Genomic DNA, 14,975 nt, shown 5'->3' with positions numbered 1-14,975 from the left:
TTTTTTATTTCTTTAAAAGCAATGTGATAATATTCTGCTCGTCTTTTCGAATATATTCAATATGCTCAACTAAGTTCCTAACTATATGTATACCTAAACCTCCGATTGGACGTTCTTCTACTGATAAAGTTGTATCTGGTTCTTCAATCTCCAAAGGGTTAAAAGGAATACCATTATCTTTTAGTTGTAATTCAATTCCTCCTTCCTCCTTTAAGAGTACCAAAGATAATTGCATTTTACCCGGATTATCTAATTTTAATGCATAATTAATAGCATTTGAGATCAATTCATCTAAAATAATTTGTACTTTCTGAGCTAATCCAATTGGATATTGATTATCGTAGAAAAAACGATTAATCTCTGGTGTGATTTTCTCCTTCTCATCAAATGTTAGGTCAAATTCTAACACATAATCAGCAATAGTACCTTTTGTATATTTAATGCTTAAGACTGTAATATCATCAGCTTGTTCAGAACCTTTTTCATGTTCAGCAACATCATTGATAACTTTTTCAATCAATATTTGTACACGTTCCCTTTTATTATCTTCAATTAATTTTTGAAGGCGTTGATTAGTGTAGAGTTCAAGTTGATTATTGAGCGCTTCAGTAACACCATCTGTATAAGCAAAAATGATATCATTAGGTTGTAACTGAAGGGATGTTTCTTGATATTCGAACCCTTCTAATGCACCTACAACAGGGCCATGACGCTCATCAAGCTTAATGGTTTTGGACTTATTGGATAAAATATAACTCGGATTATGCCCTGCATTGGTATAGATGAGTTCACCTGTTTTGAAATTTAAAAGAGCAATAAAAATAGTGATAAACATATTGTTCTTATTGTCTCTTGCAATTTCAGAATTTACATGCGTAATGATCTTTCTAGTAGAGTGTTCATTCATCGCATTACTACGGAGTAATGATTTTGTCATTGCCATTAATAAGGCTGCAGGAACACCTTTTCCAGATACATCACCGACAACAAAATACAAATAAGTATCGTCGATGATTTGAAAATCATAAAAGTCACCACCAACTTCACGAGCGGGTACTAATTTTGCGTGCAATTCTAACTTTTCATTGGAAGGGAAATCTGTTGGTAGCATACTCATTTGAATATTTCTACCCACAGTAAGTTCACTTTCCATTCTCGCATTGTGATCTTTTGCTTTTTTCAGGTTCTCAAGAGATTCTTGAAGATCTTTATTTTTAGACTGCAATTCTCTCATCAATTCATCTCTAGATTTTTCATTATAAATTAATGTAGCATCTTCAAGACGATCAAAAGGGAAAGGATTTTCAATGATAATAGAAAAGCTTCCTTCTTTTTTTGAAACCGTAACATGGTGTAAATACATATTCGGTTCTTCCATGGCAATAGCATAAAAGGGATCATATATTTCTAAATTAATCCTTTTGATATGCTCACCCATTTTAAGGTAAGTAGTATCCACACATATAAAGTCATGGTGTGGAACAATTTTCTTTAACAATGAAGATAGCATAGTAGCGATTTTGACAGAAAAGCTACTACTATCATAGCAGATGAGAAATGACTGATAGACTTTTTTTCTAAACTCAATCACTTCATGTTCATTAGTTATTTTTTGTCTATTAAACTCTAGTTGCATTATCGTTTTATTTTCACGGTAATTAAAGATGCATCATCAAAATTAGATCCATATTGCCGTATAATTTTTTTTGCTAGTATATCACTTGAAAAAAGGTGATAATTTAGATATTCATCACGTAAAAAGGCAGAACTTACACCATCACTATACATGACAATAATATCGTTTTCCTTTAATTTTCGATGGCTTACTTTCGTGGTTCTTCCACGAACACCAAGTAATCCTTCAGTAGAGAGCAATTGAGAAGTATTCTCGTTAATTATTTTGCATGTTATATTTCCTAAACTCCCAAAGTAGAAATCATTTTTCGAAATCACACCAATACCAATTGTAGCTCCCAAAGATCCTTTCATATAGTTGTGTGCATTTTCAATGACTTGGTTGATATCAGAAGATAAATGTTGTAAGATATGCTCCTTTACTTTTGAAGAAATAGCATTTGCTATCTCACCATGTCCAATTCCATCAATAATAGCCAAAATTATAAAATCTTTTTCATGATGTATAAGAAGTGTATCTCCATTTTTGACTTCTCCAGCAATGGGACGTGAGTAGGAGCCAATATCTACATTTATCTCTTCCAATATCTAACTAATATATGTGTTCCTTCTTCTTTATTGGAGACAATTTCAAACTCATCGGCAATTCTTTTAATACCTGGTAAACCAAGCCCTAATGAACCACCTGTTGAATAATTATCTTTCAAAGCCTTTTCAAGGTCTTCAATAGAAGGACCTTTGTCAATAGCTTCTATTTGAATACCTACATTTCCTAACTTGTCTTCAATGTTTGAAAACTTTATAAATCCTTTTTCAGCATACTTAATAATATTATAAGCCAACTCAGAAATAATGATCGACACTTTTGTAATGGCCAAAGGTCCCAATCCGATACCTTTGGCAAAACTTGCACCTTCAAACTGTGCATATTGAATATCATTTTCTGCTTTTATACTAATGGTCATATTGATTAAGAATCACTAAAGCTTCATCCAAACTACTTGTGGAAAGTAAATTTTCTATGTTGGCATCCATCATTATTAATGAAGAAATGACATTTGGTCTCAACCCTGAAATCACGGTATCATACCCTGTCAACTTAATCATACTAATAATTTTTCGAATCCCCTCAAAGTCCGTTAGGTCGATGATATCCAATCCAGATAAATCAAATATAATCCCTTTTATTCTACTATTCTTAACAATCTCATTGAGTAGTTCTTGTTGGAATAATTTTAATAAAGATACATTAAGGTCTAGTTGAAACGAAGCAATTATACATTTGCTATGTAATTGAATAGGAATACCAGACTTTGCCCATGTATTCATTTTATTTCTTCTCTAATTTCATATTCAATTTTTCAAAAGCAATTTCTATGGCAGCTTTTAAGTTGGCTGTGGTACGAATAGTTCCAACATCAATACCTAATTCTACGATAGTTTGAGCAACAGCAGGAGATAAACCTGAGATTATACACTCACAACCCATCAATTTTGTTGCTTTCGTAATCTTGATTAAATGATTGGCCACAGCAGTATCCACTACCGCAACACCAGAAATATCAAGTATAAAACTTTGAGCATGATGTTGAGAAATGTGATTTAAAGTGTTATCCATAATATCTTGCGCTCTTCTAGAATCAATAAGACCCACAACAGGTAATAACAAGAGTCCGTCCCAAAGTTGAGTAACAGGAGTTGACATTGCCATCAGTGTTTTACTTTGTGCAGTAATTTTTTGATTAACAATGTTCTCATAACTCTGTACAATGATCGTCATATCTAGATGACATACTTTATTGAGCGCTCTTCTAATTTCATCAATTGTACTTCTTTCCCAATCCTGCGCAAGGAGTACCTCTATGAATAAACTTAAGAAATGGTCAACACCAGCAAGATATATTTCTTGAGAAAGGCCAATACGAGCATGAACTTCTCCAACACTTTTTCTAGAACGTACATAATCATCATTGATATTAGCATCAAAAAATTCTTGCCAAAAGCCTACTTGTAAACGTTGAACACGCTCAAGGGTAGTAGGGTCGGCAAAGTATTCTTGAAATTCTGTAGTGCTTTTAAGCCATTGATACCAAGTTTTGACCATGTCAGGAAGTGAAGTAATTGCTACGTCTTTGAACTTTCTAATCGCTTGAATATCTTCTTTTGTGATACTGTAAAGCTCACATAATTGGGCTGCATTTCTAGAAATTAATTCCATTAAGTTTAAATATTATTGAATAATTTTAGTCTACTTTTAGGATCTATAATTAGATCCAGCTATAAATTAATAGGTTAATCGAGTGTTTTAAATTATAGCACTAATAACAAATTTAAGATTAAAGCAGAGATTCCCAATTGTAATAGGTTAGTTTATCTGTTATTTAGAATGGTTAAGGCATAAAAAAAGACTGTATTTGTGATACAGCCTTAATTTTATTTTAATGTTTTTCTTTATTTTTTTTGTTTAAGTCAATTATTGCGAGTTGCAATTCTGTATAACGTTTTCTTTGGTCATACATTTGGTTTTCTTGGGTAGTGTTGTTTTTGAAGTCTTTCATCGTAACTATCATTAAAGGTTAAGTATAAAATTGAATGATAATTCTAATAAATGCACTATCAAAAAATTGCTTTTTTGATACATTAAATATAGTGAAAATCTCCACTTAAAAAAAGAAAAGGTTGTTACTTTTTAACAGCAACAACCTTTCAAATATTTTTTAAGAAATCTTATAATTCCTCGTCGATATCTAGATCAAATTTTTCTAACGATTCTAATTGTTCTTCCCAATAAGTCATCTCTAATTCATCAACATCATCCATGTTAGTTTCATCGATGTCTAATAATAAATCGTTGTCTAAATCTGCATTTGTAAATTTTTCCATGATAATAGAGTTTTAAAGTTATCTGAATTAATCGAATACACTTATACTTACGCCCACTTTGGATTGAGGTTGAGCTGATTACAATCTATTTACAATAAAAAAAATAGTTCCTTAAAGTTGTATTTTTTTTAGAATTAGCTGTTTTGTTTTTTACGTCCAAAGAGAGGACCCGTTCGTAAAGGTCTGATAGTGTGTGCTACTTTCACTCTTATCATATTGGTTTCTTGTATATAGCCAGTTTCCTCTTTTGTATAACTTCTTTCATTAATGTATTGTAATGTTATGAGTACATTTTTATAAGCCCTACGAGTGATACCTACATATACACGATTACTAGATATTCGACTATTCGGATCATTCATCACAATAAAGGGTTCTGTTCCAAGTGTAACATATCCAGCAAATGTTGAAAACTTAATAGAGGGATTGTACCTTAAACGGAATTTGGTCTTTGAGCTATTAGTGTAAAATTGTTCCTCAAATCGAACTCTTTGTGTCAATGTAAAAACACTAAATTTTGAATTGATTACAAAATCCTGATAAGGTCTGATTTCTTCTTTTGCTGCAGTACCATTGACATACATCAATCCACTTCTGACATACATATTTTCATTAATGTCATAGCGTAATCCACTTCTTAATTGCCACCGATCTCCTTCTGGGAAATAAACTCTGTACCCCAAGTCAGAATCAATCGAAAACTTATACGACAATTTATAGCGATTGAAATAATGTAACCACAAAATATCATCTTGAGCATAGGATAAAGTATCTGTTGATAAAAGAATGATAATCGTAGATATAATGAAGTAGAAAAGACTTCTTTTCATTTCAGATAGTTATATTGATTAATGTAAAACAAAACTACTACCTTATCGAGGTAGGATGAATTTTAAAGACCTAAATAAGGTTAATTTAAACTTAAGAAATCTTATAAAAATAGGGGATACGTTTTTAGATGTAAATCAGGGAGTTTTCTATCAATAATATTAATATTTCTTCAGGAATTTTTGTTGATAAAAAATAAAACCATCCTTGTATATTAGTTTACAAAGATGGTTCTTCAATTTTACATCATTGATTCATTGACAATAAGTAATTACAAAAGTAAAAATGGGTAAGTGACTAGCAAACATTAGAATTTTGACTAACATTTTTCATGTGTAAGTAGTTGTCCATCCAATTTTTGGCAATATTCAACTTTTTAAATGTATGAACGTTCCATCCTCTATTAAAACCCATGTTTTCTAAAGTTGTTCGCTCAAATGATGTTAAAGAAGTCACAATAACAATTTGTGTTTTTCGACTTAAACCAAGTTGGTCTAATTGATTAATAACACTGTACTGATCAGTAATATCAAAAGGGGTAGAAAGCTCACTACTGTCAATAAAAAAGATGTCGCTTTGACTTTCTTTAATGGAGACGGCACTTTCTCTGATTGCATGAATTAAATTATTTAATTTGGGCATTCCTTTTAGCGATAGTCTGACAATGTATTCGTTTGTTGAAATGAAATAATTCATCAATTATAATGGAAATAGTATGACGTTTATTAGACGATTTAAAGTTAGAATTTACTTTTTAAATTTCTCTTTTTAGTCTTGATAATCAATCTATTTTCTAACATATTCTTGCAATAATACTATCTAATTTTTTCTCTTTTTTATTTTAAAAATTAACCTCAAAAAGTTTTTAAAACTCAAATGTTCTTTGAGTGATACGATTTCAAGTTTTTGTGCTATACGCTATTGAAATGGATGTTTTTTTACAAGATTTCAAGAATAATATTGCCTGACGTGTCAGATATATACATTATATTGATAGAGACTTAAACCCATTACTTAATGTATAAATATTTAGGATTTCTTTTACTTATTGCTTTTTCTTCTTGTAGTAGGAAAAACTATCTCATTGTGAATGGTTCTGAAACCGATCGTTGCTATAAAAGGTATACTCAAAATTACACGATTGATACAGCTTATAATTATGAAGAAGATAGCTTTCTGCTAAAACGTTTTTCTAAGAGTAGTTTAGTGATTGCCAATACTTATAAATTAATAGATGAAATAAGAGCATATAAGAAAATTCAAAAACGACTTTTATTAGGAAAATTTGATGATAAAACTATCCTCTATAAGGTATACTATGAAAATGAAATAAGCCAACGTCTTGAACAGGCAAATCTGGAGCTTCGTGGATTGACAAGTAGTATACAATGTGAAATTTTGAGACTTGCTAAAATAGAATCCGACCTAAGGCATGCCAATAATAAAACACAAACAAATATTACAAATGCAGCCATCATGATTGGTACTGTGACAGCATTGGTGACGGCAGGGATTTTATTTTCTAGTAATGATGAATTGAAGGACGGTCATGCTTTTGATTGGATAGGCGTCGGAGGTGGATTAGCAGCGACGTATCTAGCAATAAAGTCGTCTAAAACGGAGAAGTATGTGAAAATTAATCATGAAAATAATTTATTAAGAGAAGTATGGGATGGAGATAATCAACAAGGTCTATTTTATCCGACTTTGTGGTATCTAATCAATCAAAATGACTTGAATTCAAATGAAAAGGGAAGTATGAGAGATCATATTAAAGAAAGTTGGGCAGTTGTCATCAATACATTAATGAAGGAAGATAATTCGGAAGCAATAGCCACTTTACTTAGTAATGAAGGAGATTATAATGTGGAACTCTTAAAATTGCGAATTGAACTACTATCAGAAGTGCAAAATGGACTAGATATTTTAAGTCAATCTTACTTTAATTTAAATCAAGAATTACAGCGATCAGCTAAAGACAGAGAATAATACTAAACAGATGTCTACATTGCTTTGATTATAAATTTGTTCCAACGACCTTTACAGGAAATTTTTCTGTAGATGAAGCTAAACAAACAAAATATATTAATTTTTCTATTAGGGTCACTTTCAATGATTGGGCCTTTTAATATTGATACTTGCCTTCCTGCATTTAGTAAAATAGCAAATGATATGGGAGTTACTTTTACACAAGTTGAATTCAATGTAAGTATCTTCTTTTTCGGTTTTGGAATTGGTCAACTTTATGGTGGTTACATTTCTGATAATAAAGGTAGAAAGTGGGTCGTATCGAGAGGTTTGATGATTTCTATTTTTGCAAGCCTTGTATTAATAATGGTCAATAGAATTGAAGTATTCTATCTCATGCGATTTATTCAAGCCTTAGGAGCTGGTTTTGTGGGCGTTTCTATTGCTGCTATTGTTAGAGATAACTTTAAAGGAAGTGAAGCTGCAAGCACAATGTCAATGATCGCAATGATTGCAATGGGAGCTCCACTTGTTGCTCCATCAATAGGAGCTTTTATTTTGTCTATTGCATCATGGAAAGCTATTTTCATGTTTATTGCTGTATATGGCATCTTAGCTTTTACCTTCTTACAATTTGGTTTAAAAGAGAAAAAGCAATCGAAGCAGAGAGAGCATAGTTTTATTCAAGGCTTTCAAAAAGTATATCAAAATACACCTGCCTTATCCTACATGTCTGCTATGGCTATACCTTCAGGTGCATTATATACTTATCTTACATCAGCACCATTTATCTATCAAGAATTCTTTGGATTGAGTGAGAAACATTTTGCATTATTGTTTGGTATTAATGGTCTATCATTAATCATTGTCAATAAAATAAATGCTGTATTGGTTAAAAAATATAAGCCAGAATTGATGATGAATGTAGGTTTATCTATCCATCTTATTTCATTATTGATGACTTTAGGTGTTATTTCTTTTACGACTCCTACGATTTATAGTGTTTTACCATTAATTACATTGCACGTTTCTACCTTAGGATTAATTTCAGGAAATGCAACATCTATCGCATTAGAAAAATTTGAGAAAAATTATGCGGGTATTGCCAATTCACAAATGAGAGTAGTTGGAATTATTATAGGTTCTCTAGCGGGGGCAACAGCTTCTGCTTTAAACAATGGTACACTATTTCCTATTTTAGGTGTGATGATAGCATGTTCTATTTTAGGAATATCAACCTATTTATTATTGCATAAAAGAGCAAAGAAAAAAGAATTGATTATGGCTTAATTTTATGAAATAGCCACTTTTTCAATTGATGTGGGAGATTAATGTACCATGGTAGATCATTCCAAGAGATATAAGGTATATTAATCTCTTTTTTTGTGAGTTGTTCAAAATAGGAACGGACAACATTTTTATATTTATCATCGGCATTTTCACTATCTGTATAAGTTCCTAAATGTAATAATCGCTTTTGTTGTTGTTCCTCTTCTAAAAAAAGATCAAAAATGTATAAACGCCCAAATTTATTTTTTGTTTCCTCTTTCCCGGAGTTTAGAAAATATTGCCATCTACTTTGATGAAAAATAAATAAAGAAGAGGCTTCTAATTCTCCTTTTACATTATAAATAGAATAAATACGTAGATATTCTCTTTTGAATAATTGAAAAAGCAAAGGTTCAAGAATGTTCAATATTGATGACGTAGATGTAATGCCAATTTTAGGCAGTGTGTATTCTTTCATCAAATTTAAGAAACCGTTAATATTATCATCCTTAATGGGAGGAGTATTACGTTTATAGGCCTGACGTACATTTTTTCTCTTTACTTTAGAAAATAAGGAATTAATATGTTGATGAGACGTATTTAGGTCAATAATTAGATCCTTTGCATTCTGAAAGCCTGGATAGTACCCCTCAGAATTTCCATGATATTCAATACAATACTTTACCTTTTTTCGAATCAAATCTATAGCATGTGTGACGTAACTCTCAGTATTGTTTAAGGAAGTGAAATAGCCTAATTCTGGGGTAAATAAAGGCATTTGGATAAAATAATATCCTTTATTTTGATCAATTGGAAAAGGCATTACCCATGTATATTTTCCTTCTTCTAGAGAGACTACACCCCACCAATCTTTCGAAGTTAAGTCTAAAAACCAAGAATAGGCATACACCAAAGGATAAGAAGCTGTAGCAACACATTCATCCCAAAGTTTGCTTTCTATTTCGTTTCTTTTTAATAACTGTAACTTCACTTTGTTTTCTTTTCTACAAAAAAACACAGCATTATTAAATTTTCAAATAATAATGCTGTGTATGTCTTTATATTTTGAGAAGATCTCTATTCTTCTTCTTTTTTACGTCTTTTCCTTTTTGGAAGTTTATCAAGTTCTACTTGTACTAATTCCCCCATTTCTGAGAAGGTGATAATGTGAGCAATCGTGCCGCCTTCAGGCAGAGGTTCACCAACATCATATTTAAAGAGGGATAGTCGAGATAATATATCACCGCTAGTAGAAGCAATATATTGGCGATTGGAGTTCAGATCTGTGGTGTGATCAAATTTTAGGTTATAACTTTTAGAGTTAAATAAAACTTCCATGGTAGTAAATAGTGTGTCGTTTAAGGGTTACAAGATAATTTATATTTCTATTAATCTTTTGATAATTAATAGATTATCAATATGCGACAAAAAAACTTGAAATAAAAATTATTGGAGTAATGGCGTAACATATTTGTTCATTTTCCTTAAAAAGAAAATTATGCTAAAAAGTAGTGACTTTATCTTTCTCCTTATCTTCCGTTTTACTCTTTTTAAAAGTATACAGATGCTGAGAAATATAAGTAAAAATAACTGTGACGATTGTTGTCAACAACTTAGATGGAGTAGGGTAGATGTGCATTAGATCTACAAAGATTTTCATTAAAACATAGTTCAAGAAGATCGAACCTATACTTACTTGAAAATATCTGAAAAATTGTGTCGATCCCTTTAAATCAGAATCTTGGAAGGTAATATATTTTTGTAATAAAAAACCTGAAGTCAAAGTGATGGGGTATACAATGAATAACGCAGCAATGTGAGGACTCATCACAAAAAGGCCAAAATCTACATTAGCTTGATGAAGGATATAATGGAATGTTAAAAAATACAAGATCAAATCCATTACCATATTTCCACCTCCACAGGCTGCATACCTAAAGGTCTTTATGGGAATAAATCTTTTAAATGGTTTATAAAAGAAGTCTATAAATTTGATAATAAAGTTTTGCATATTCGATCTTGATAAAAAGCAGATGCAAATATAGAGGAGAAATTATCATTTCAAAGACTTCTCAATTATTGTTAACTAATCATCTAAGTCTATGGTATGAAAATAAAGATGATTTATTTCTGAAGAATAATTTTGATCTATACTTGGATCACTAAATACCAATTTAAATTTTTTCTGATTATCGGTCACAACATTATTGACACCACAATAAAGGGTGTCATTTTGATTCTGATGAATATATAAACGATAAGAAGTGATGCCTTGTTCACCAAAAAGTCCAATTTCTTCTGTTAAACTCGTATCTCGAACTTTTGTATTATTTGAATTAAGATAGAAGTAACTTCCTTCAGAAGGTAAAGATGGCCCTAAAGTAATGTGAATACCTTCTAAATTATATGCTGCGTTTTGTGTGTTATCACCAATAAAAATTCGATAATTATCTTGATAAAAATACACTTGAGCAGCTATATGTTCATTGTTTACATCAAAAATACCTTGAGCAGAAGTATAATAAAGATCTTTATTTTCAGAAGTAAATGAGGAAGTGACTGAGTTACTCGTTTCATTTGAGGCCCTTTGTAAGGTTTCTTCCATACTTGTGAAAATTACATCTTGATAAAAGGGTTTGGCGTAGACAAAAGTGTCTTCTTCTTGATATATAAAATCCAGGTTTCTATTGTTAGATAATAACAAAGTAGATACAGAGGCTATAGAATCATAGAAGTGATTATTTCTGGTATTCGTAATAAATAAATACCCATTATCAGCTGTTGTATTTATCGTAATAGAAGGAAGGCTGATACTTGTAGTTGTAAAAGAACCTTCATTGATACTGACATAATCTTCTTCTTCTTCCAACTCAAGACGATAATAATAAGTAGTAGATGATCGTAAGTTTTTGAAATGATGATTATTGGTTGTTGTAATGCCTGTTCTTTCAGTAATATTTGAGCTACTTATTAATCCATTTTCAATATCGATCAAAGAAGAGAAATCACTTTCTGTAGATAAACTCATAAAAATAGAAGGTGAAATACTATTGGCATCACTTCTTTCCCAAGTCACGTTGGCATCCCAAGCAGCGGTTTGAGCCGTCAAATTGGTAACTGTATAAGGAGATTGTACAGGATAATCACGATCAAAATTGATACTATCAACTTTACTTGAAACAACTTCACCATTTGAACTTCTTATTAACTGTAGTTCAATGATGAAAGTGGAATCACCTTGTGGAAAGGTGTGCATAATGGTATCAGTAGTGGGCACTGAGTTTTTGCCATCTCCCCAAACCCATCTTAATGAAACAGGAGCAGGAGCTCCTAACGTATCTGTAAGGTTTACAAACGTTACTTCCCGTTGAAAACGCCTAACATTATTTACAGTATAGTCCGCTTCAATATCGATACGTATTTCTTTTCGAGAAATTACAGGCTCTTGATCACAGCCGATTAGTAGAACAAATAGCAGTAAAAGGTAGTACTTTTTCATGATAGTATAATGGGCTCTAGGTTTTTCTTTAATCAAGATAATTGATCCATAAGTTTTTGACAAAAAATACATTATTGTTCAAATCAATTCTCAGAAAAATACAATGAATGTAAATACTATATTTACATTCATTTAGAAGTATTGAAGTAGAAAATAGAACTATTTTGTGAAAATTAACCTATTTAAATACTTAAGCTACTCATTTAACAACACTTACCTTATTTTTTAATAACTTAAAATAACGTCATACGTACTTTAATGTAACACTTTTATATAACCGAAATATAAAAATATTTAAAATTATGAGTAACAAAGTTGACAAGTCAAAAGATGAAAATTTAAACTTGCCGAAGTTAACGATAACAGATATTTTAGATACTGCTTATTTATCACTAATCTTAGGAGTAGTAATTGCCGGAACTTATTCCTATTTCACATTGTAAAAAGAAACCACTAAAAAATAATTTTGAACCTTACTTATTATCAATATTAAGTAAGGTTTTTTTTGTAATTTTCAGTTTGAAAGTAATCGTTTAGCTACCCAAATTATTATGAAAACTCTACTTCAAACTACTTTTGTTTCGTATGAACAGACAAAATCATATTATGAAAACCTTGATTATGAAGTCTATGAATACCAAGATTTTTTGATCGCCGATGATGGTGTTATTCAGATCCTATTAAACAATAACAAATTTGCAAGAAAAGGATTAGTGATTTTTTCAGATTCCTTATTGGAAAAAATTGAAACTGTCAAAAATGAATATGACGTAGTAGCGGTTGAGGACGGTTATATTTTATGTTCCCCTTGTGGAATTTGGGTTTACATTTATAAAGGAAAAGGGAAAGATTTCTTACCTAACTCTGAAGCTAAATCAATTTTAGGAAACTATGCAGGACTGAGTTTAGAGAGTTTAAATTTAGAACATTCTATTCAATTTTGGACCGAATTGGGCTTTGAAGTTCAAATGGGTAATGTCGAACAAGGTTGGTTAAGTATGATCAATAAAGAAGGTTTTATCCTTAGTATCATGCAAGCTTTAAATTGCCCTCATCAATTTTTCAATCCATCTTTGACTTATTTCAATGGGGGAAATAATATGGAAGTAATCGACGAAATTCGAAGCAGAAAAATTCCTATTACAGAAGAAATTACTCAATTTAATAAAGAAGGGATTGCAGATAATATCATTATTCAAGATCCTATGGGTTTAGGATTTTTCATTTTTAATGACTGATTTTAACCTTTCATTTTTAATTTCTTATTGTATCTTTGGTATAGTCATAACCAAAACTATATGACCAAAAATTTATATGAATTATTCTTCAACTAAATCTAAACTACATAACTATGAACATTAATCATATCCCATCAAAATTTCATTGTCCAATTACAGGAGACTTAATTTTTTCAGAACACGCTGAAGGTATTTCACCAAGTAAAGCCACGCTTTTTATTGAAATGCCTAACAAAGAGATTGAAGTCTATGATGATCATCTAAAGCTAAGAGTACAAGAAAATAATCAAGAAGCTTTTGATAAAGTTGGACAGCTGATTGGAAAAGAACCTCAAGTATTTACTTTTTATCAAGATAGAGAGGATGAAGATGGTCAAGTGAAGACCTTAAGTCTAAAAGTATGTATTGATATGGCTTATAAGTGTGATGAATTTGAATTAATTAATTAATTAATAATCAAGGATTAAATAAATTTAGGGAAAGGATATTGCTTATTAATTATGAACAATATCCTTTTTTTATTTTATGTCAACTCTTAACATTGTTTACGTTGTTACCTTTGTTTTGTATTATTTATATAATAAATATTAATAAAATTACAGTTTTGGCTTAATAATTGTCTTAAGTTTAATCGCGAATACTTGTTTTCATTATCCTATTAATGCAAATTATAATTAATGAAAACGAAATACTGAATACACAAATCGAATAGCTCTCTTTTTTTTTATTTACTGCTTTATTGTATTCATAATTGCTACTTTCTACATATTTTTACCTTAGACACTATTTTATTTTTTAAGAAAGCCTAACGAAAAGACGTTTTTTTGTTAATTCTTTGGCATTCCATTTACTTTGTATTCTATAAGAAATATAAAGGCTCTCATTTCATTGTCTTTCAAAAATAATTAATCAAAAATGTTACAAGAGTTAAAAGTAATTGCATTCGATGCGGATGATACATTGTGGATCAATGAACCTTATTTTAGGGTTTTCGAAGAAGCTTACTTTGAAGTGATGTCTCCTTACATGGAGAAAGAAAAACTAAAGAAAAAGTTGTTTGACCTTGTGATCAAAAATTTACCAACTTATGGTTATGGTACTCGAGGATTATCTTTATCGATGATTGAAGGAGCAACAATATTTTCTGAAGGTCAAGTAAAGGCAGAAGAGATTGTACAAATTTTAGATCTTGGTAAAAAGATGCTAAACAATCCAATAGAATTATTGGATGGTGTAATTGATACGTTAGATTATCTAAGAAATAAAGGTTACAGATTAATTGTAGCCACAAAAGGAGATTTATTGGAGCAAGAAAAGAAGATTGAAAAATCTGGATTGTCTGCTTATTTCCATCACACTGAAATTGTATCAGAGAAAACCACAAAAGAATACAAAAGAATTATCAAGCATTTGGATATTGAACCTCATCAATTTTTAATGATCGGTAATTCTTTAAAATCAGATATTGATCCCGTTTTAAAAATTGGTGGACATGCTTTTCATGTTCCCTTTCACAGTACTTGGGAACATGAAATGATTTCTCATAAAATTGAAGGAGAAAAATTCAAAGAGCTGAATAAAATTACAGAGGTAATGAACTTCTTTTAATATTCCTTACCTTGTAACCAAGTCAAACTTCATCAATACTATGAAAG

18 protein-coding genes are annotated in these 14,975 nt (G+C 30.6%); 6 read left to right on the top strand and 12 right to left on the bottom strand.

All coding sequences use genetic code 11. The annotated features are described in order from the left end of the window. Window positions 1–4: 4 nt before the first annotated feature. The 8 genes from ACXAHM_RS18870 to ACXAHM_RS18835 form a co-directional block, all read right to left on the bottom strand. On the bottom strand, window positions 5–1,636 hold the full coding sequence (locus ACXAHM_RS18870) for a SpoIIE family protein phosphatase (RefSeq protein ID WP_474963132.1): 1,632 nt from the start codon (window positions 1,634–1,636) through the stop codon (window positions 5–7). Next, window positions 1,636–2,220: a SpoIIE family protein phosphatase gene (locus ACXAHM_RS18865; protein WP_474963129.1), complete on the bottom strand. Its 585-nt coding sequence runs from the start codon at window positions 2,218–2,220 to the stop codon at window positions 1,636–1,638. Before ACXAHM_RS18865 ends, ACXAHM_RS18870 begins: the two co-directional genes overlap by 1 nt. Continuing rightward, a complete protein-coding gene (locus ACXAHM_RS18860) occupies window positions 2,208–2,600 on the bottom strand; it encodes an ATP-binding protein (protein ID WP_474963126.1) in 393 nt (130 codons plus the stop codon). Before ACXAHM_RS18860 ends, ACXAHM_RS18865 begins: the two co-directional genes overlap by 13 nt. Then, complete coding sequence (locus ACXAHM_RS18855; RefSeq protein ID WP_474963124.1) at window positions 2,590–2,964, bottom strand: STAS domain-containing protein; 375 nt, start codon at window positions 2,962–2,964, stop codon at window positions 2,590–2,592. Before ACXAHM_RS18855 ends, ACXAHM_RS18860 begins: the two co-directional genes overlap by 11 nt. A 1-nt stretch (window position 2,965) precedes the next feature. Then, window positions 2,966–3,853 (bottom strand): protoglobin domain-containing protein, encoded by an 888-nt coding sequence (locus ACXAHM_RS18850; protein WP_474963121.1) that lies wholly within the window; start codon window positions 3,851–3,853, stop codon window positions 2,966–2,968. Window positions 3,854–4,362: 509 nt separating this feature from the next. Next, a complete protein-coding gene (locus ACXAHM_RS18845) occupies window positions 4,363–4,518 on the bottom strand; it encodes a hypothetical protein (RefSeq protein ID WP_474963119.1) in 156 nt (51 codons plus the stop codon). Window positions 4,519–4,652: 134 nt separating this feature from the next. Continuing rightward, window positions 4,653–5,348, bottom strand: coding sequence for a DUF2490 domain-containing protein (locus ACXAHM_RS18840; RefSeq protein WP_474963116.1), 696 nt, complete (start codon window positions 5,346–5,348; stop codon window positions 4,653–4,655). Window positions 5,349–5,643: 295 nt separating this feature from the next. Next, window positions 5,644–5,988, bottom strand: a complete 345-nt coding sequence (locus ACXAHM_RS18835; RefSeq protein ID WP_474963113.1) for a hypothetical protein — start codon at window positions 5,986–5,988, stop codon at window positions 5,644–5,646. A gap of 375 nt (window positions 5,989–6,363) precedes the next feature. On the opposite strand from ACXAHM_RS18835, the gene ACXAHM_RS18830 reads away from it, so the two are divergent. Further along, on the top strand, window positions 6,364–7,335 hold the full coding sequence (locus tag ACXAHM_RS18830; protein WP_474963110.1) for a hypothetical protein: 972 nt from the start codon (window positions 6,364–6,366) through the stop codon (window positions 7,333–7,335). Between the two features lie 72 nt (window positions 7,336–7,407). Continuing rightward, window positions 7,408–8,604: a multidrug effflux MFS transporter gene (locus ACXAHM_RS18825; protein WP_474963108.1), complete on the top strand. Its 1,197-nt coding sequence runs from the start codon at window positions 7,408–7,410 to the stop codon at window positions 8,602–8,604. Here ACXAHM_RS18825 and ACXAHM_RS18820 read toward each other — a convergent pair. From ACXAHM_RS18820 to ACXAHM_RS18805, 4 genes are all read right to left on the bottom strand, one after another. Further along, window positions 8,594–9,574 (bottom strand): hypothetical protein, encoded by a 981-nt coding sequence (locus ACXAHM_RS18820; RefSeq protein ID WP_474963106.1) that lies wholly within the window; start codon window positions 9,572–9,574, stop codon window positions 8,594–8,596. The genes ACXAHM_RS18825 and ACXAHM_RS18820 overlap by 11 nt on opposite strands. An 86-nt stretch (window positions 9,575–9,660) precedes the next feature. After that, complete coding sequence (locus ACXAHM_RS18815; protein ID WP_474963103.1) at window positions 9,661–9,921, bottom strand: hypothetical protein; 261 nt, start codon at window positions 9,919–9,921, stop codon at window positions 9,661–9,663. A gap of 163 nt (window positions 9,922–10,084) precedes the next feature. After that, window positions 10,085–10,594: a GtrA family protein gene (locus ACXAHM_RS18810; protein WP_474963100.1), complete on the bottom strand. Its 510-nt coding sequence runs from the start codon at window positions 10,592–10,594 to the stop codon at window positions 10,085–10,087. Window positions 10,595–10,669: 75 nt separating this feature from the next. Next, on the bottom strand, window positions 10,670–12,082 hold the full coding sequence (locus ACXAHM_RS18805) for a hypothetical protein (RefSeq protein WP_474963097.1): 1,413 nt from the start codon (window positions 12,080–12,082) through the stop codon (window positions 10,670–10,672). Window positions 12,083–12,384: 302 nt separating this feature from the next. Here ACXAHM_RS18805 and ACXAHM_RS18800 point away from each other — a divergent pair, with 302 nt between their 5' ends. From ACXAHM_RS18800 to ACXAHM_RS18785, 4 genes are all read left to right on the top strand, one after another. Further along, window positions 12,385–12,525 (top strand): hypothetical protein, encoded by a 141-nt coding sequence (locus tag ACXAHM_RS18800; protein WP_474963093.1) that lies wholly within the window; start codon window positions 12,385–12,387, stop codon window positions 12,523–12,525. A 108-nt stretch (window positions 12,526–12,633) separates the two neighbouring features. Next, window positions 12,634–13,320: a hypothetical protein gene (locus ACXAHM_RS18795; protein WP_474963089.1), complete on the top strand. Its 687-nt coding sequence runs from the start codon at window positions 12,634–12,636 to the stop codon at window positions 13,318–13,320. A gap of 113 nt (window positions 13,321–13,433) precedes the next feature. Next, a complete protein-coding gene (locus ACXAHM_RS18790) occupies window positions 13,434–13,769 on the top strand; it encodes a hypothetical protein (protein ID WP_474963086.1) in 336 nt (111 codons plus the stop codon). A 466-nt stretch (window positions 13,770–14,235) separates the two neighbouring features. Continuing rightward, a complete protein-coding gene (locus ACXAHM_RS18785) occupies window positions 14,236–14,928 on the top strand; it encodes an HAD family hydrolase (RefSeq protein WP_474963082.1) in 693 nt (230 codons plus the stop codon). Window positions 14,929–14,975 lie beyond the last annotated feature (47 nt).

It is taken from the genome of Flammeovirga sp. AWQ4_249 (assembly GCF_056161045.1).
The sequence above is the reverse complement of the archived record's forward strand: the minus strand, read 5'-3'. Positions and strand labels throughout refer to the sequence as shown.